Annotated in this window: 14 protein-coding genes; 6 read left to right on the top strand and 8 right to left on the bottom strand. The window is 46.2% G+C overall.

The features are described 5' to 3' along the window. The first annotated feature begins 275 nt into the window (after nucleotides 1-275). Together motA and IGI96_RS07960 are read left to right on the top strand one after the other, a co-directional pair. Entirely contained in the window at nucleotides 276-1,040 is a 765-nt protein-coding gene (gene motA / locus IGI96_RS07965) for a flagellar motor stator protein MotA (RefSeq protein ID WP_005232810.1), read from the top strand. Nucleotides 1,041-1,053: 13 nt separating this feature from the next. After that, nucleotides 1,054-1,824 carry an OmpA/MotB family protein gene (locus IGI96_RS07960; RefSeq protein ID WP_086338882.1) on the top strand — a complete coding sequence of 257 codons (771 nt, stop codon included), beginning with the start codon at nucleotides 1,054-1,056 and terminating at the stop codon, nucleotides 1,822-1,824. A gap of 33 nt (nucleotides 1,825-1,857) precedes the next feature. Here the strand turns inward: IGI96_RS07960 and IGI96_RS07955 are convergent, their stop codons facing one another. From IGI96_RS07955 to IGI96_RS07945, 3 genes are all read right to left on the bottom strand, one after another. After that, entirely contained in the window at nucleotides 1,858-2,067 is a 210-nt protein-coding gene (locus tag IGI96_RS07955) for a hypothetical protein (RefSeq protein ID WP_086338881.1), read from the bottom strand. Between the two features lie 272 nt (nucleotides 2,068-2,339). Continuing rightward, nucleotides 2,340-4,385 carry a methyl-accepting chemotaxis protein gene (locus tag IGI96_RS07950; RefSeq protein ID WP_005226571.1) on the bottom strand — a complete coding sequence of 682 codons (2,046 nt, stop codon included), beginning with the start codon at nucleotides 4,383-4,385 and terminating at the stop codon, nucleotides 2,340-2,342. Nucleotides 4,386-4,670: 285 nt separating this feature from the next. Then, nucleotides 4,671-5,480 (bottom strand): aldo/keto reductase family protein, encoded by an 810-nt coding sequence (locus IGI96_RS07945; RefSeq protein ID WP_005226570.1) that lies wholly within the window; start codon nucleotides 5,478-5,480, stop codon nucleotides 4,671-4,673. A 172-nt stretch (nucleotides 5,481-5,652) separates the two neighbouring features. On the opposite strand from IGI96_RS07945, the gene IGI96_RS07940 reads away from it, so the two are divergent. Continuing rightward, the gene (locus IGI96_RS07940; RefSeq protein WP_438713149.1) at nucleotides 5,653-6,045 is read left to right on the top strand and encodes a YbaN family protein; all 393 of its coding nucleotides are present in this window, start codon (nucleotides 5,653-5,655) and stop codon (nucleotides 6,043-6,045) included. Nucleotides 6,046-6,127: 82 nt separating this feature from the next. Here the strand turns inward: IGI96_RS07940 and ppdK are convergent, their stop codons facing one another. Beyond that, complete coding sequence (gene ppdK / locus IGI96_RS07935) at nucleotides 6,128-8,761, bottom strand: pyruvate, phosphate dikinase (protein WP_015508725.1); 2,634 nt, start codon at nucleotides 8,759-8,761, stop codon at nucleotides 6,128-6,130. A gap of 190 nt (nucleotides 8,762-8,951) precedes the next feature. Here ppdK and IGI96_RS07930 point away from each other — a divergent pair, with 190 nt between their 5' ends. The 3 genes from IGI96_RS07930 to IGI96_RS07920 are packed head-to-tail and all read left to right on the top strand — an operon-like array spanning nucleotide 8,952 to nucleotide 12,279. Continuing rightward, nucleotides 8,952-9,587, top strand: coding sequence for a helix-turn-helix transcriptional regulator (locus tag IGI96_RS07930; protein ID WP_005232817.1), 636 nt, complete (start codon nucleotides 8,952-8,954; stop codon nucleotides 9,585-9,587). A gap of 12 nt (nucleotides 9,588-9,599) precedes the next feature. Further along, nucleotides 9,600-10,418, top strand: a complete 819-nt coding sequence (locus IGI96_RS07925; RefSeq protein WP_005226564.1) for a pyruvate, water dikinase regulatory protein — start codon at nucleotides 9,600-9,602, stop codon at nucleotides 10,416-10,418. Next, entirely contained in the window at nucleotides 10,408-12,279 is a 1,872-nt protein-coding gene (locus IGI96_RS07920; RefSeq protein ID WP_438784992.1) for a fructose-1,6-bisphosphatase, read from the top strand. The genes IGI96_RS07925 and IGI96_RS07920 overlap by 11 nt, the downstream gene beginning before the upstream one ends. A 33-nt stretch (nucleotides 12,280-12,312) precedes the next feature. On the opposite strand, the gene IGI96_RS07915 is transcribed toward IGI96_RS07920, so the two are convergent. The 4 genes from IGI96_RS07915 to IGI96_RS07900 form a co-directional block, all read right to left on the bottom strand. Beyond that, nucleotides 12,313-12,726, bottom strand: coding sequence for a phosphate-starvation-inducible PsiE family protein (locus tag IGI96_RS07915; protein ID WP_010748527.1), 414 nt, complete (start codon nucleotides 12,724-12,726; stop codon nucleotides 12,313-12,315). Between the two features lie 290 nt (nucleotides 12,727-13,016). Next, nucleotides 13,017-13,583, bottom strand: coding sequence for a hypothetical protein (locus IGI96_RS07910; RefSeq protein ID WP_086338879.1), 567 nt, complete (start codon nucleotides 13,581-13,583; stop codon nucleotides 13,017-13,019). A gap of 268 nt (nucleotides 13,584-13,851) precedes the next feature. Then, complete coding sequence (locus tag IGI96_RS07905) at nucleotides 13,852-14,355, bottom strand: general stress protein (RefSeq protein WP_086338878.1); 504 nt, start codon at nucleotides 14,353-14,355, stop codon at nucleotides 13,852-13,854. A 241-nt stretch (nucleotides 14,356-14,596) separates the two neighbouring features. Beyond that, nucleotides 14,597-16,699, bottom strand: coding sequence for an SH3 domain-containing protein (locus IGI96_RS07900; protein WP_086338877.1), 2,103 nt, complete (start codon nucleotides 16,697-16,699; stop codon nucleotides 14,597-14,599). Between the last annotated feature and the right edge of the window lie 107 nt (nucleotides 16,700-16,806).

Genomic DNA, 16,806 nt, shown 5'->3' with positions numbered 1-16,806 from the left:
AACATTTTCATTTGTGCTGAATGACATGACAAACCCTGAGAAACGCTTCACGAAAAAAAACGGTACCATCTATAAATATTCACAAAAATTGCAAGCTGTACCATTTCAAAAATTTGCCGCCACTTGCCCAAAAAACAACAAAAAAAGAAAAAGCTGAAAATTTATTTTAGTTATTTTTAGGATTATTTTTTTTTGCTATTAAGAATGATTTTAATTCACCGATAAAATAAATGAGGGTTTAAAACCTGGAAATAGAATTTAGGAGGACGCAACAAATGGATTTTTTCTTGCTGATCGGTATTATTTTAGGATTGATATCTGTGGTGGTTGGGATGATTGTAAAAGGTGCCAATGTGGCCGTTTTGATCAATCCGGCAGCCGCGATCATCATTTTCGTTGGTGTGATCGCAGCCGTTATCAATTCATTTCCCAGCAGTGATATCAAAAAAATCCCGAAGATCTTCGGCGTTCTGCTGAAAAATAAAGAATACGACTTAAAAACAACCATCAATACCATCGTTGAATTAGCCAACCAAGCCCGGCGCGATGGCTTGTTATCTCTTGAAGGTGCCATCCAAAACTTAGAAGATCCTTTTTTAAAAAAGGGCTTGGAAATGGTGGTTGATGGCATCGCTGCCGAACAGATCCAAGAAATCATGGAGAATGAGATCTATGGGATCGAAGAACGGCATCGCATCGGCTCGGCTATTTTTAAAACCGCCGGCACGAGTTCCCCGACCTTAGGGGTGTTAGGAGCCGTGATCGGGCTGATTGGGGCGCTAGGTAATTTAGAGGATGTAGAGGCACTGGGGCACATGATCTCGGCGGCCTTCGTGGCGACCCTTTATGGTATTTTCTTCGGCTATGTCCTGTTCATTCCCTTTAGCTCACGCCTGACCTTGAAATCGGAGCAAGAGGTCCAAATGATGTCGATCATCGTGGAAGGGGTCTTAGCGATCCAAGCCGGGCAATCGCCGAAAAGCATTGAGAAAAAATTATACAGCTTGATCGATCCGAAAAAACGGCAAGAACAATTATAAAGGGTGAAGCGACATGAAGCGAAAAAAGAAACATGAAGAACATGTAGACGAAGCGTGGCTTTTGCCTTACTCGGATATGTTGACCTTGCTGCTGGCTTTGTTCATCGTCATGTTTGCCATGGCGAAAGTCGATGATGAGAAGTTCCAAGAAATCAAAAGCGAATTTGGCACCATCCTTTCCAGCCACCACAGCAATTCATCTGTGATTGGGTCAGTGATCGATATGGGCGAGACCACGCCGCGAAAAAAAGCCGCCACTTCTGCCGAAGCACAAGCGCAAGAAGCAGCGGTTCGGACCCAACTGGAAAATCAGCAACTAGAAAAAATCAGCGACCAGCTGTCACAAGAGCTGGCAGCTTCTGGCTTAAAAGAGCAGACAGAAGTCCGCTTGGAATCCGATGGCTTGCATATCACGCTTGCCAGCAGTATCTTGTTTGCCCCTGGCAGCGCCGAGATCACGGACACCACTCGTCAGTCACTGGATCTGCTATCGGACTCACTGAAAAAATTAAAAGCCAACAAAATCGTGATCGCTGGGCATACCGATAACGTACCTGAAAAAGGCAATGGCCGCTACCAATCTAACTGGGATCTTAGTTCCGCTCGGGCCATTACCGTTATGGAGTACTTCATCAGCAAAGGCGCTGTTTTAGAAAAAAATGCTGCCATCCAAGCCTTTGCCGATACCGAACCGAAGGCCGATAACAACACCCCCCAAGGCCGCTCGGAAAACCGCCGCGTGGAGATGATCATTCAGCGGACTGAAACGGCAGCTGCTCAATAAATAACCTATTCCAATTAAAAAAACGATCCCCTTTCAAAGGCGATCGTTTTTTTTATCTATAAATAAATTGTAGTAACCGTAACAAATGATGACAATGCCCACCAATGTGGAACGGTCAATAAAAGGAATCTCAAAAACCATAAAAAGCAACCCTTTTAAGCCTAAAATGATGATACCCATAACTAGCATCAGCCAAGAGGCGAGATGAATCAATTGGTATTCTTTTCCAAAAATCTTCAGCAACCGTACCCCTCCTTTTCTCAACTTAAAGTGTACGCTTTCTTAATGAGCAATCACAGTTCACCTGTCTGATGTTGCTGCTTGGCAAAAGTCGACAGCCATTGGTTGCTTCTTCTCATTATAACAGATGCTTCATGCCTCACCCTACGGTTTCCTAACTGACCTTCTTTTTTTGCAGTTGGACAATTCTGATTTAACCATACACATCAAAAAACCCCCATTACCAACGAATTTATTGGGAATGGGGGGATGATCAGCTTTCGCTAGTCAATCATTTATTTTTCCACTTCAAACCGATTGGTCAATCGCTTCAACTCTTCTGCAATGTCTCTGAGATCGGCCACATGGTTGGTAAATTCATCCATGGTTGCCAAGACTTCTTCTGCATTTGCGGAAACTTCTTGTGTACCAGCGGCATTTTCTTCCGTTGATGCGGAAATGTTTTCTAAGTTTTCCAGTACACTGTTTTGAATGTTTTCGATACGGGCACTGGCTGCTTCAATATGATGGATGCCTTCGATCATATAGCTGCTGCGTTGGAAAACTTCTTTTGAAGACGAGATCGCTTCTTTGATCAAGTTGGTTTGGCGAACGCCGCCTTTGACAGACGCCGACGTTTGTTTGACCATTTGACTAGACTGCTCACGAATTTCTTCAATGATCGCTTCGATCTCTTTGGTAGAAGCCTTGCTTTGTTCCGCCAATTTACGGATCTCAGCAGCCACGACGGCAAAGCCTTTGCCCGACTCACCTGCACTTGCGGCTTCGATCGATGCATTCAAGGCTAGCAAGTTGGTTTGGTAAGAAATATCGTTGATGACCCCAATGATCGAGTTGATGTTTTGGATACTATCATTCATTCCCGTCATGTTCGACATCAAACGCTCCATCTGTGCCAACTCTTGTCGCCAGCTGTCATCGACTTGATCCATGATCGTTAAGTTTTCTTGATTGATCTTCGTAGATTCTTGTGACTTGCTGCTCATGCCGCCAACATTTTCTCGTAATTCTTTCACGACCTGCGACAGATTTTGCATTTGGGACACGCTGTATTCTGTTTCTTGGGCTTGCGCACCGGTCACTTCAGCAATACCCGTAATGGTTTGAGAGACTTCTTCTGTCGCAATATTGGTTTGTTTTGACAATTCTAATAAAGAATCCGACATTCCTGCGACACTGTTGCTTTCTTTTTGTACTTTTTGGATCAATGCACCCGTGCCTTCGATCATCACATTGTAATTGTCCGCCATTTGCTGGATCTCATTGCCTGCTTTGTCTGGATATACAACTCGGCGTGCCAATTGATCCCATGTCCATTTTTCGCCTTTGGCTCTTTTGGTTTTGCTCATCTTCTCTAGTTTGCCTTCACCGACTTTTCTAAAGTAACGATTGAAGCAATCGATGATCGCTGCGACTACTTTGATCGCGGCATAAGAAACCAGTCCTACAAAGAGCAGCATCAAGATCGTAACGATAATGGTGGTGCGGACTAACGCTCCTAACTCTTTGTCTAGATCACTAGCTTTGACTTCGGAGTACGCCCAAACATTGGAATCAGCAGACTTGTCATACAACACATCGTTGACTTTATTCGAGTCGCCTAAGCCAACCATGCCTGTCGGGTTTTTAGCTTCTTTGATTTTTTGGAACACTTCTTCTTCTTTGATATTCTTACCGATTTGTTTGGTATTTTTTGAGGTCACGATGACCCCAGATTCTGAAACTAAGGTGACATTCCCAGTCCGCCCTACGGTAAAGGAAGACAAGATGTTTTGAATGCTTTCATAGGAAACATCGACGCTTAAAACCCCCACTTGATTATGGGAATTTTTGACCCTGATCGAAGCCGACGTCACAAATTGATTCGACACTGTATCTAAATAAGGTGCTGTCCAATACACTTCTCCTTCGGCTTTTACGGCCCCTTTGTACCATGGCCGAATCGTAGGCTTATAATCATCTGGTAAGGGATTGAAGGTTACATATTCATCATCTTCTGTTCCAAAAGTCACCGCTAAGAAGCTGTTGCTTCCAGCAATCGCTAAAGAAAGATCTGAACGGATGCGTCCCATGCTGAATTCTGTTTTCATCGCTGGCAGTTCAGCCATTGATTTCAATTTGCTTTCCGTCGATCGGCGCAAACTCTTTTCTTCCGCCAAGATCAAATTGACGGCACTTTCTTTGTTCAAATCATTTCGTTCAATCAATAAGTTCTTGGTGGTTAAATAGGAACTTGTCAGCATGACAATGATCGGGATCCCCGCAACCAGCATCAAGGTGATCATCACATAAATTCCTATCGTCTTTTTTCTTTTTTTCACAACTGTGCCACTCCTTCATTTCCAATTTCACACGATCCAATGAAGACTCGTCCGTAGACGACCCTTAGTAAGGATAATCGGTTATTTCTTTGAATGATTAAGAGGGTTCATTGGCAGAAACGGCTGCAAGCGCATTTTCTTTTTTGCTAAGGCTTACGGTTGCTGATCTAACGAATAGAAAAGCTCCTCAGTCATGAAGGAGCGTTGCGACTGCATAAAAATAGCCAGCACGGAAGTTTCCGCACTGGCTGTAGGGGCCCCTTTAATGGGACTGCTTTTTATTGCCTATAATTCTTTGATGACGGCTTTTTCTTCCGCAGTCAAAGCGAAATCAAAGAGCGCTAAATTTTCGGCTTGATGTTTTTCTGAATGGGATTTCGGAATCACGATCACCCCACGCTCGATTTGGTAACGCAAGACCACTTGGCTCCAGGTTTTTTGATACGCTTCACCGATTTGGGTCAAGGTTTCCCGAGCCGCTTCTGAAATCCGTGAAAGTGGCCCCCAGGCTTCTGGAACTACCTGATTGGCTAAGGAATAGGCGATGATCGCATCGTTCCACTTGCCTGGATGCGATTCGATTTGATTGACCGCTGGTTTGATCCGACTGTTTGCCAATAAATAGCTAAGTTCTTCTTCTTGGAAATTGGACACCCCGATCGCTTTTAAGACTCCTTTATCGACATAAGCCTCAAGAACCGCCCAGACAGCGGCGATCTCTGCCAAGTTGTCCCACGGATGATGGATCAAATAAAGATCGATCGATTCCGTCTGCAAGGCTGCTAAACTCGCTTCGACAGACGCTTTCACGGCAGCTGCATCTTGCGTATGCTCTGGTTTGCCAGGAATCTTAGAAGTCAGGAAAAATTCGCTGCGGTCGATCCCGCTTTCCTTGATGGCTTTGCCTACCACGGCTTCGTTGCGGTAAGAAATCGCCGTATCAAAATGCCGATACCCAAGCTTGATGGCAGTCAACAGCTCTGTCGTATCATCATTGATCGCACCTTGGTATTCTCGGTTTTCTTTCCCAAATGTATTCGTCCCACTGCCGATCACTGGAATCTGAATGCCGGTATTCAATTCAATCGTTTCCATGCTGCTTCCCCCTTTGTGTTGTTTCTAGTCTATCAAAAAAGCAGGAGTATGGGGAAGAAAAACTCTTATTGCCGCTAAAAGACGGGGAAAAACACAAAACGCATGTTCAAGCTGCCCCTCCTCCGTTATACTGAGGGTAAGACACGAAACACCCAAATAAGGAGGGTTACTTTTGAAAAAAACACTATTTTTTCTTTGTGGATCACTGACATTCGGTCTAGGTACTTTAGGAATCTTTTTACCTTTCTTACCCACAACGGTCTTTTACTTGCTGACGGCTTATTTCTGGCTGCGGAGTTCCGATACCTATTATCAACGCTTGGTTCAATCAGAAAATTATCAAAAATACATTGAAAAACCACTCGTACAAAAACAGCTGAGCTCCAAGGGAATGGTTCGGATGTTTGCCATGATGCTGGTAGTCTTTGCAATTCCTGCACTATTGATCCCTAATCTGCTGGTACGTTTCGTCCTCGCTGCCATCTACCTCGCCCATGTTATTGGGATCACTTGGTATTTAAAAGGACGCAAACCCGCGATTCAAAAAACGGATCAGCCCCTGTAAGAACGACGCTGCACGAACACACCGTAATCCACCAAGCAGGCGAGCCTTGCTAGTGGACTGCGGTGTATTTTTTTCTCCTATTTTAGCGGGAGCCCACTGACGCCTCTTCGATGATGGGGGCGGATTGGGCGATCGCTAACCAGGCAGCAGGGATTCGGTATGGGGAGCAAGAAACATAGTCGATGCCGATCTCTCGCAAAAATGCAATGGAATAGGGATCGCTGCCGACTTCGCCACAAACACCGATCGAGTGCTCTGGCTGACGATCTCTTACGCCAGTGATCGCTTGGCGCATCAAGGTGCCAACACCCGCCTGATCTAAGTGCTGGTAAGGATCTTCTTGTAAGATCCCCGACTGCAAATAGGCTTGAATAAAGCTGCCTGCATCATCCCGCGAAAAGCCAAACGTCATTTGGGTCAAGTCATTGGTACCAAAACTAAAGAACGCAGCATCTTCAGCACACTCCCCAGCGATCAAGCACGCTCTAGGTGTCTCGATCATCATGCCGATCTCGATGTGCAATGGTTGCTGCAGGGTTGCTTCTGCTTGAGCGATCACCTGTGTCAACGTCGCTTTCAACACCTGCAGCTCTGCGGGCAAACTGATCAGGGGCAATAAGATCGCCGCCTCTACCTCGACTCCTTGCTGCCGCAATTCCACAGCCGCTTCACAAATCGCCGCTGTTTGCATTTCATAAATTTCTGGATAGCTCAGTCCTAAACGGCTGCCGCGATGCCCCATCATGGGATTGACCTCTTGCAGCTCGTCAATTCGCCGCTCGATCACTGCCAATGATTTTTGACTACGGCGAGCCATTTCAAGGCGTTCATGCTCATGGGGCAAAAATTCATGAAGTGGTGGATCTAATAAACGAATCGTGCACTTCTTTCCTTGCGCGGCCTGCAGCATTTCTTGGAAATCGGCTTTTTGATAAGCCTTGATCTCAGCCAACGCCTTCAATCGTTCCGCCTTCGTTTCCGCCAAAATGACTTCCCGCATTTTCCACAAACGCTCTTCCCCAAAAAACATATGCTCCGTCCGTGCCAGACCGATGCCCGCTGCCCCAAAGGCCAGCGCAGCCTCAATGTCATTTTTCGTTTCCGCATTTGCGTAAACCTTTAGATCTGCCTGGGCTTGTGCCCACGTCAAAAGCTGATCCAGCAAGACACGCTCCTGGACACTGGTCATAGGCAGCTGCCCTTGATACAGTTTGCCAGTGCTGCCGTCTACCGAAAGCACGTCACCTTCTTCAATCAGCAGCTCGCCGCAGCGAGCCTGCTTCAAAAATACATCGACACTTAATGCCTCGCACCCTACCACACAGCAGACCCCCAGACCACGGGCGACCACCGCCGCATGCGAAGTCATCCCCCCACGAGCGGTAATGATCGCTTCACTCACCACCATGCCTTCAATATCTTCAGGTGAGGTTTCCTGCCGCAGCAGCAGGACTTTTTCTCCTGCGCGGCTGGCTTTTTCCGCCGCCTCTGCAGTGAAATAGACATGTCCTGAAGCTGCTCCTGGACTAGCCGGCAAGCCCTGCGCAAAGGCTTTGGCTTGCTGTAAGGCTTCGGGGGCAAATAACGGGTGCAGCAATTGATCGATCATTTCTGGTGTGATGCGATCTAGTGCTTGCCTGATAGTGATCCGACCTTCTGCGACCATATCCGTTGCGATTTGCGCTGCGGCAGCGGCGGTTCGTTTGCCGTTTCTCGTTTGCAAGACAAACAGCTGGCCGTCATCGATGGTAAACTCAATGTCTTGCATGTCTTGATAGTGATCCTCCAAACGCTCAGCCAGTTGCTTTAATTCCTGATAGATCATGGGATGCTGCTGTGCCAACGCTTGGATCGGTTGCGGTGTACGAATCCCTGCAACCACATCTTCCCCTTGGGCACACACTAAAAATTCGCCGAAAAGTCCCGGTTCCCCGGTTGCTGGATTGCGGGTGAAGGCGACACCCGTCCCGCTATTTATCCCGCTGTTACCAAAAACCATTTCTTGAATCGTTACGGCAGTCCCTAGATCGTCAGGGATGCGATGGAGAGATCGGTAGGTCTTTGCCCGTGGGTTGTTCCATGAGCGAAAAACCGCCGTGATGGCTGCCAACAATTGCTGAAACGGGTCTTGCGGAAACGCTTCTTGAGTATGTTCCATATAAATACTTTGAAACACGCGGCAGATCATTTGCCAATCATTGCCGGTCATCATTTGGTCTGACGCATAATTCTGCTGTTTCTTATAATCTGTCAAGTAGGCTTCAAAGTGCTCTTTTGCTACACCTTTCACCACATCCCCATACATCTGGATCAAGCGGCGGTAACAATCATAAGCAAAAACGGGGTCCCCCGTCTGCTGAGCCAAGCCTTGGACGGTTTCATCATTCAACCCAAGGTTTAAGATCGTATCCATCATCCCTGGCATGGAAAACTTAGCCCCACTGCGGACAGAAACCAACAATGGCGACTGCAGTCCGCCAAATGTTTTGTTCCTGCGGACTGCCAATTCTTCGATGGCAGCTTTGACTTGCTTGATGATCGCCTCAGGAAGAACCTGTTCTTCTAAATAGGTCAGGCAAATAGTCGCAGGGACGATAAATCCCTGGGGAACAGGCAAACCCAAATTGGTCATCTCCGCCAGATTTGCCCCTTTCCCGCCTAATAGTGCTTTTTGCTCTTTTGTGCCTTCTGAAAACCATACGACTGCTTTTTCCATCATGTTCCTCCTTTTAAATGTTATATACTATTTCGATTAATTAGCAGTATATAGTATGACACATTTAATCGTCAAGCTGAAAAAAGAAAACTTTTCAGGGATTTATCCTTTTTAAAAGAGAAGGATTGCCTTTTTATTCGGAAAATCATATAATCAATAGCATAGCACATAAAAGAAAGAAGGTGACACATTGGAATTAAGCCAAAGACAAATGAAAATCATTGAGATCGTCAAAGAGCATCAGCCGATCAGTGGGGAGACCATTGCGAAGCAGTTGGGCTTGAGCCGCGCAACCTTGCGGAATGACTTATCGATTTTGACCATGACCGGTTTATTAGACGCCCGACCGAAAGTCGGCTATTTCTATACAGGACAAACCGTTGAGCCTTTGCTTTTCGAAAAACTCTATCATACCAAAGTTGCAGAAGTCATGATCCCGCCGTTGCTGATCTCACAAACGGTCTCCGTTTATGAAGCGGTCACGACTTTGTTTATGTACGATGTCGGTTCCCTCTATGTCAAAAATGACCAAGACGAGCTGATTGGGGTCCTCTCCCGCAAAGACCTACTGCGCTTTGCGATCAGCAATGCCGCACCAGAAAAAACACCTGTAGCGATGATCATGACTCGCATGCCAAACATCGTGACCATCACACCCGAAGAAACGATTTTGACGGCTGGTACGTTGTTAGGGCGACATGAAGTCGATACCTTGCCTGTGGTCGATCCGCAGGAACCAAAAAAAGTCATCGGCAAAATCACGAAGACACGGCTGATGAATTACTTTATTCAAGCAGGCAATGACAGTGACAACACACACTTTTAGGGGGCAAAAACAATGAAGAACGTTCGAATATATTTGATTTCAGATTCCGTAGGCGAAACGGCACAAAAGCTGATCGCAGCCGTTTCCGCGCAGTTTCCCACGATCGACCTTTCAGACATCCAGCTCTTTCCCTTTACTAATGATGAAGAGAGCTTAGGCGAGATCCTCAAAGATGCCTTGCTAGACAAATCGATCGTCGTTACCACCTTAGTCAATAAAGAGTTAGTCGCCTTTGTTGATGCCTTTGCCAAGCGGACTGGTTTGCAGTATGTCGACTTTATGTCGCCCTTGACCACGATGCTGGAAAAAACATTCGGTGTAGAAGCCGTCCAAGAGCCTGGTGCCTTGCATCGCTTGAACCAAGCATATTTCAGCCGGGTGGCAGCGATGGAATTTGCGGTGAAATACGACGACGGCAAAGACCCACGGGGATTTCTCGATGCTGACTTTGTCCTCTTAGGGGTTTCGCGAACCTCGAAGACACCATTGAGTTTATACATGGCAAACCGCGGCTACAAAGTGGCAAATCTGCCTTTGATTCCTGAAGTTGCTTTGCCAGCCGAAGTGCACCAAGTCGACCCGCGAAAAATGGTCGGTTTGACCACGAATCCAGAATCTCTGACCGAGATTCGGCGATCCCGAATGCATTCATTGGGCTTAAAAGAAGAGACCCATTACACCAATTGTGAACGAATCGAAGCAGAATTAGCTTACGCGAATGAATGGTTCAAAAAGCTGAACATTCCGGTGATCGATGTCAGCAAACGCTCCATTGAAGAAAGCGCGATGCTGATTGAAGAACAAGCCAAAGAACAGGCCCATGTTCAATAAAGACGCCTTGGCAAACCTGACCGAGATCATCAACTTGGAAGCCATCCAGCAGCTGCCGAAAGCCACCGAGCACTTTGTCAGCGATCTGCATGGTGAATACGATGCCTTTGACCATATTTTGCGGAATGGTTCTGGCAGTATCCGAGAAAAAGTCGAGATTTTGTTTACTGGCGTCTTGACGAAAGAAGAACAGACCGAACTTTGTTTTGTCATTTATTATCCAGAGGAGCTATTACAAGAACAGGCATGGACCCCTGCCGATTGGCGCTTAAAGATGGCACAGCTAGTGAAAGTTGCCCGCTTTACTTCCAGTAAATACACACGCTCCAAGGTACGCAAAGCACTGCCGTCTTCTTTTGCTTATATCTTAGAAGAACTGTTGTACCAATATGATGCTGACTTCAATAAAGAAGCTTACTATCGGGCGATTTTTGATAAGATCATTGAATTAGAGGCAGCCCCGCTTTTTTGCCAAGAACTGGCGTACTTGATTCAGCGCTTCGTAGTGGATCATCTCCACGTCTTAGGCGATATTTATGATCGCGGACCAGCGCCAGACAAAATCGTCGATCGCTTGATGACTTTGCCCTCACTGGATATTCAGCTAGGCAACCATGATATTTTGTGGATCGGCAGCTTTTGCGGCTCGCTGCCCTGTTTGGCCAATACGATCCGCATCGCTGCTCGCTACGGCAATCTGGCATTATTACAAGATGGTTATGGCATCGATCTATCAAAAGCACTGGCTTTTAGCCAAAAATATTACACAGAAAATGAAGGCTTTTATCCGCAAAAAACAGTGGACCCTTTATCAAGCCAGCAAAAAAAAGCAGCCATGCTTTTGCAACAGGCGTTTGCCATCATCCAATTCAAAGTCGAAGCAGCCGTGATCCAGCGGCGACCAGCATTTGCGATGGCAGAGCGCTGCTTGTTGCATCGCTTGTCTCAAGATCGGCAACAAATCCAGCTAGACCAGACCTATCCTTTGATCAACGGCTGTTTTCAACTAGTAGCTCCCGATGATCCTTACCGTTTGACAGCAGAAGAACATGAGGTACTGCAAGATTTGCTGAGCCAATTTCAACGCTCGCCCCGCTTAGCTGCGCATATGCGCTTTTTAGTTGAGCATGGCACATTGTACCAGCGCTTCAACGACAACCTGCTGTATCACGGCTGCCTGCCTTGTCAGGAAAACGGCGATTTCCTGGCCTTTACTTTCCAGCAGCAGCCCTTAGCAGGCAAAGCGTTGATGGACTTTTTTCAGCAATGTTTGCAGGAAAGCTTTGCCCAACCAGAAAAGCAAACAGACCTTGCCACCGATATGATCTGGTATCTTTGGTGCGGCGAAGGCTCTTCCCTCTTCGGCAAAAAAGCCATGAAAACCTTTGAGCGCTACTTTATAGCAGATCGCAACACCCATACGGAACAAAAAAATGCCTATTATTCTTTAAGGGAAAACGAAGACTTCTGCTGCCGTGTCCTAGCTGCCTTCGGTCTGCCGCCGACAGGTCACATCATCAATGGCCATACCCCTGTGAAAGTGCGTAAAGGCGAGACGCCCATCAAGGCAAATGGTCGTTTATTGGTGATCGATGGGGGACTCTCTCGCTCCTATCAATCCGTCACAGGCATTGCCGGTTACACGCTGTTGTCAAATTCCTTCGGCATGACCTTAGCAGCCCATCAACCCTTTACAGATCGCCAGCAAGCCATCCAGCAGCGACGTGACATCGTCACTCAGAAAAAAATCGTCGTGCGGCAAACGGAAAGAACAACGGTAGGGCAAACAGATATCGGCAAGCGGCTGCAGCAAGAAAGCCGCTTGCTTTTTGAAGAATTAAAAAATCATCCGATCCCTTGACGAGTCATTCGTCAACCAATCGGATGATTTTTTTTACAGTCCTTTAGAACTATGAAAGGCTTTGAGTTTTTCCAACGCCTGCAGCACAATGATCAAGACCAAGATCGCTAAGGCCAAAAAGAGCGTTTCTAACCCTTTTCCTTGTGCCAAAAGCAGCTCTCTTAAAATTGCTGTAATACTGATCAAAATCAAGTAACGCACCGGAATATGGTGACCTTCTTTTACGTAACGCAATAACATCAAAATAATTTCCAGTAAAATAAACAATGTCGCGATCTCTTCGATCAATAAGGAAAGATCACTGACTTCATGCAGCGGGATCACATGGACAACGATTTTGTAGATCGCTTCCGCCATCACCACCAAAACCAACAGAACCAACAGTCCTAACATAATATCAACAATCACACTAATCATTTTTTCGAAGTGCTTAAAATACTTTCCCATAACACCCCTCCTCGCACTTATTATAGCGAAACTGTTCAAAATCACTTTACGATATGCTTGCAAGTGCAGCTTTTTTTAGGAAGGAAGGAAATAAACACGCAGGACTGAGGGTAGTCGCTTTTTTCACTAGTCAAAAGGGATAGCTGCTTTATGGGGACGCAGCCACGAAAAAGCCTGTTTATGGCAATGGCCGGGCGTGACTCCTTCACACAAGCAAATAAAAAAGCTAGGCATAAAGCCTAGCTGAAATGGTGCCTTTGGATTGGACTGGTTTTCCTTATAAACTGGGATCAGTTGACCCCTTCGACTGTTAGATCAACGTTTTCACTCGTATCTTCCGCAGCTTCGTCATCGCTATTGGAGGTTTCCGAAGACGGTTCAGTCGTTTCACTGCTGGAGCTGCTTGTTGTAGTACTGGTCGAACTCGTAGACGAAGAGCTTGAAGAACTGCTGCTAGCGCTACTGCTGGAGGTATCGCTGGTGGTCGTTGAGCCGCCACTCGACGCGGTACTCGAACTGCTTTCGCTACTTGCAGAAGTACTGACGCTAGGCTCTGTCTCTACTTCGCTTACAGAAACAGACGTGCCTTCATTTGTCGACGCTTCGATCGAGCGACTAGTCGTTGAAGACGGTGTATACGAACTAACACTGGCTTCATAAAAAATCTGACTGGAATCAGAGGTTTCTTCGATACTGCTGCTTGCGGTCTGGTAAGGTGGCTCGGAGGAACTACTGGAAGAATCTCGAACAAAGGGCGCGGCAACAAAGGCATTGGCATCTTGATTGATCGCCACACTCAAAAAAACCGCAACAAAACAACTGACTAATGCCGACTGCATATTGAACTTGAATTTCATCGCACTCCCCATCCTTTCCCAAAAATATGGTTGGACCTTCCGTCAATGATCTATCTCATTCTTATATTATACAAAAAAAAGCAATCGTCAACAAATTAAGTTTTATTTTCAAAGATGACAAAGACATGAATGCCCGTTGCGCAACAAAAAAAGCCCGAGGGCGACGGTCGATCACCTGCGGGCCCATCCCTTCACTAAGGGTTGGCAGGTGCGACGGATGCTCGTTCCTCTGGCTTTAATAGTTCCTTTACTTAAGAAATTCTTTTACTTATAAGTTTCGCAGATGATTCGGGTCATGGATCGGTGCTTCAATATCACTGTCTCCCATGCGCGGTGTTGGATGAACGGACTCATCGGGCATCGCTGTTTCACCTGGTAACGGTTGATCGATGATTGGCTCAGTATCTGCATCACGATCCGTTATTTTGTCCATCGGCTGATAATCGTAGACGCCGACAACGAGTTTGTCTCGTTCGATGTCATCTCGGTAGCCGTATAATGGATCATGTTCATCGTCTCTGTGATCTGAATCGCCAAAAGAAAACGCATCTTTGATTTTTTCCCAAAGCGAACGATTTTCGTCTTCACTAGCAGCATGCTCCACTTCCACATCATCGATGGATTCTAACCCAAATTGATCGATGACTGTTTGATTCGCATACAGCACGATATCGTCTTTGCCATAGCCTTCGTTTGTCAATTGCTCAATAACCGGTAATACTTCTGTTCGAGTGTCGTAACTGCCAATAATCGTTAGGTTTCTGTTGTGCATGTGAAATCCTCCTTATTTTGTGTACGCTTCGATTGTTCTGGTTCTGAAGCAATTCTTTTAAAACTAGCAATTTCTATTGCTTCTTTCATTCTAACGCAGGGTTCCCTGATTGACCAAATAGTTTGATTGCGCTTACGAAAAACAAGTAGTTTCTTGATAAACCGCTAGCAGCTTAGTGAACGCTTGATCCAGCATAAAAAACCGCGTAAGCCAATGGCATACACGCGGTTGCTTTTGCTTATTATTTGGAAACGATCAACTTTTGCCCGACATAGATCGTATAGCTGCTGTTGATCTTGTTCCATGATGCGATTTGGCTGATGCTGGTATTGTATTTTTGTGCCAGTGACCATAGGCTGTCACCTGATTTCACCGTGTGCGTCTTCGTTGAACTACTGCTGGTATTCGTATTAGAAGACCCACTGCTAGCAGCTGTCAAGTAGGCACCGCTGACCCAGCCTTTGCCAGAAACATAATACCATTTGTTCGTGCCATTGACGGTCGTCCCGGTTTTTGTTGCGGTAACCGTGACGGTTGCCCCTTTACTTAAAGAACCAGTAATACTGCTGCTGGTAGAAGCATCGGAACGAACATTTAAAATCTCGGTGGTTTTCATTTTCTGATTTGTCGTCGTTGAACCGCTGTTATTGGAAGAGCTGCTGGTTGTTGCCAAGTAGGCACCACTGACCCAACCTTTGCCAGAAACGTAGTACCACGTTTTATTGCCTTCCACTGAAGTGCCGTTCTTTTTCGCTGTCACGGTAACGGTCACCCCTTGACCAAGCGTCGTCACGACACGGCTGCTGGTAGAAGCATCCGAGCGGACATTCAATGCGGCCGTCGTCTTCATTTTTTGATTGATGCTTGAACTGTTGTCTTCTTTTTCTGCTTCAGAAGCATTATTGTTGGTCACTTCAGTAAGGTAGGCACCGCTGACCCAACCTTTGCCAGAGACATAGTACCAATTTTTGTTGCCGTTGACTGATGTGCCGGTTTTCATAGAAGTGGCTGTAAAGGTCGTGCCTTTGCTAAGTGATCCTACCACTGATCCGCTAGTAGAAGCGCTGGAACGAATATTCATCGCTTCCGTCGTCTTCATTTTTTTGTTGATCGTCGTGCCAGAATTGCTATTGTCAGAACCGGTGTTGCCTGATCCGCTATTGTTATTTGAAGAATCGGTCGAAACCTTCGTCAAATATGCACCGCTGACCCAGCCTTTGCCAGAAATTTTATACCACGTGGTGTTGCCGTTGACGCTGGTGCCCGTTTTGGTCGCCGTTGCCGTAAACGTCGTATTGGCTGCTAACGAACCAGTAATAGAGGCACTGGTTGAGGCATCCGAACGAATATTCATGGATGACGTGGTTTTCATTTGCTGATTGATCGCTGTTTCATCACTGACGATCGTTTCATTGCTATTGCCGCCGCCTGCATTTGAGCTGCCAGTGTCATATTGCGTTAAATTATACGTACTGATCAAATTGTTTAATTTGCTGGCATAAGAAGTATCGGTTGCATACCGCCCTTGCAGCCAAGCGGTCGCTTGCGTGTAAGAGGTCGTATTGCTTTTCCACGCACCGCTGTAATAGTAGTTGCCGCTAGAAAAACTCGTGTTGCGCAACACATACGCATTGTCTTCAAAAGACTCTTTTAATGATGGGTATTTCCGAAACTTGGCGCTGATCAAATAATAATTGCCTGAACCATCATCTTCATACGTATCCATTGTCACGTATTGGCCATTATAGCTACCTTTGATCCCAAACATATTGTTGGCCGTGGTCGTCAAAGTTGATGCGCCCCAGCCAGATTCCAAAATCGCTTGTGCCATCATGACAGAGGCATACAGATCGTTTGCTGCCGCTACTTCCGTTGCATAGCCGCAAATCTGACTGATAAAGGCAGCCGGATCGATCGTTGCCCGTGAAAATAATGCCCGACTGGTCAAATCCGAAAGGGCTGATGGTACTTCATCTGCTTCTAAGACTTCATCACTAGCAACTGTTGTGCTTTCTGTCGTCGCTGTTTCTGATCCCTCAGTGACTGCTTTAGTCCCTGACTCCTCCGTCGTTTCCGAAGTTTCTTCGGTCACAACAGGTGCTGTCGTCGATGCTGTCGTTTCCTCAACCGGTGTGCTGTCGGTTTCTGGTGTAGTGTTTGTTGTTTGTTCAACGACCTTGAGGTCATTGCTAGTTTCTGTCGTTGCCGTTTCAGCCGCATGCCCTAAGGTCGGGATAAACGTTGATCCCGCTACTAAAGTAGTAGCCATCGTAATACTTTTTTGGGTATATTGTGTGCGCTTCAAGCGCTTTTCTAAGCGGCGTCGTTCTTTACGAATTGTCATTTAATCCCTCCGTCGTATTAGCCTTTTTTTATTGTAACACGATTTATTAAAAAATGGGGGGTTAAGATGAAAAAACAGTGAAATCAACGAGATAATTTCTTGCTATG

This window comes from Enterococcus sp. DIV0421, assembly GCF_051713745.1.
In the GTDB taxonomy this organism is placed as follows: domain Bacteria; phylum Bacillota; class Bacilli; order Lactobacillales; family Enterococcaceae; genus Enterococcus_D; species Enterococcus_D casseliflavus.
Note: the sequence above shows the minus strand (reverse complement) of the source record. Positions and strands in the feature narration are given on the sequence as shown.

Bases quoted from the DNA above. Each gene is read 5' to 3' on its own strand.
- IGI96_RS07920 (WP_438784992.1), top strand. From the start codon at position 10,408: ATGTTCAATAAAGACGCCTTGGCAAACCTGACCGAGATCATCAACTTG.
- ppdK (WP_015508725.1), bottom strand. From the start codon at position 8,761: ATGGAAAAAGCAGTCGTATGGTTTTCAGAAGGCACAAAAGAGCAAAAA.
- IGI96_RS07925 (WP_005226564.1), top strand. From the start codon at position 9,600: ATGAAGAACGTTCGAATATATTTGATTTCAGATTCCGTAGGCGAAACG.
- IGI96_RS07910 (WP_086338879.1), bottom strand. From the start codon at position 13,583: ATGAAATTCAAGTTCAATATGCAGTCGGCATTAGTCAGTTGTTTTGTT.
- IGI96_RS07915 (WP_010748527.1), bottom strand. From the start codon at position 12,726: ATGGGAAAGTATTTTAAGCACTTCGAAAAAATGATTAGTGTGATTGTT.
- IGI96_RS07900 (WP_086338877.1), bottom strand. From the start codon at position 16,699: ATGACAATTCGTAAAGAACGACGCCGCTTAGAAAAGCGCTTGAAGCGC.
- IGI96_RS07905 (WP_086338878.1), bottom strand. From the start codon at position 14,355: ATGCACAACAGAAACCTAACGATTATTGGCAGTTACGACACTCGAACA.
- IGI96_RS07960 (WP_086338882.1), top strand. From the start codon at position 1,054: ATGAAGCGAAAAAAGAAACATGAAGAACATGTAGACGAAGCGTGGCTT.
- IGI96_RS07945 (WP_005226570.1), bottom strand. From the start codon at position 5,480: ATGGAAACGATTGAATTGAATACCGGCATTCAGATTCCAGTGATCGGC.
- motA (WP_005232810.1), top strand. From the start codon at position 276: ATGGATTTTTTCTTGCTGATCGGTATTATTTTAGGATTGATATCTGTG.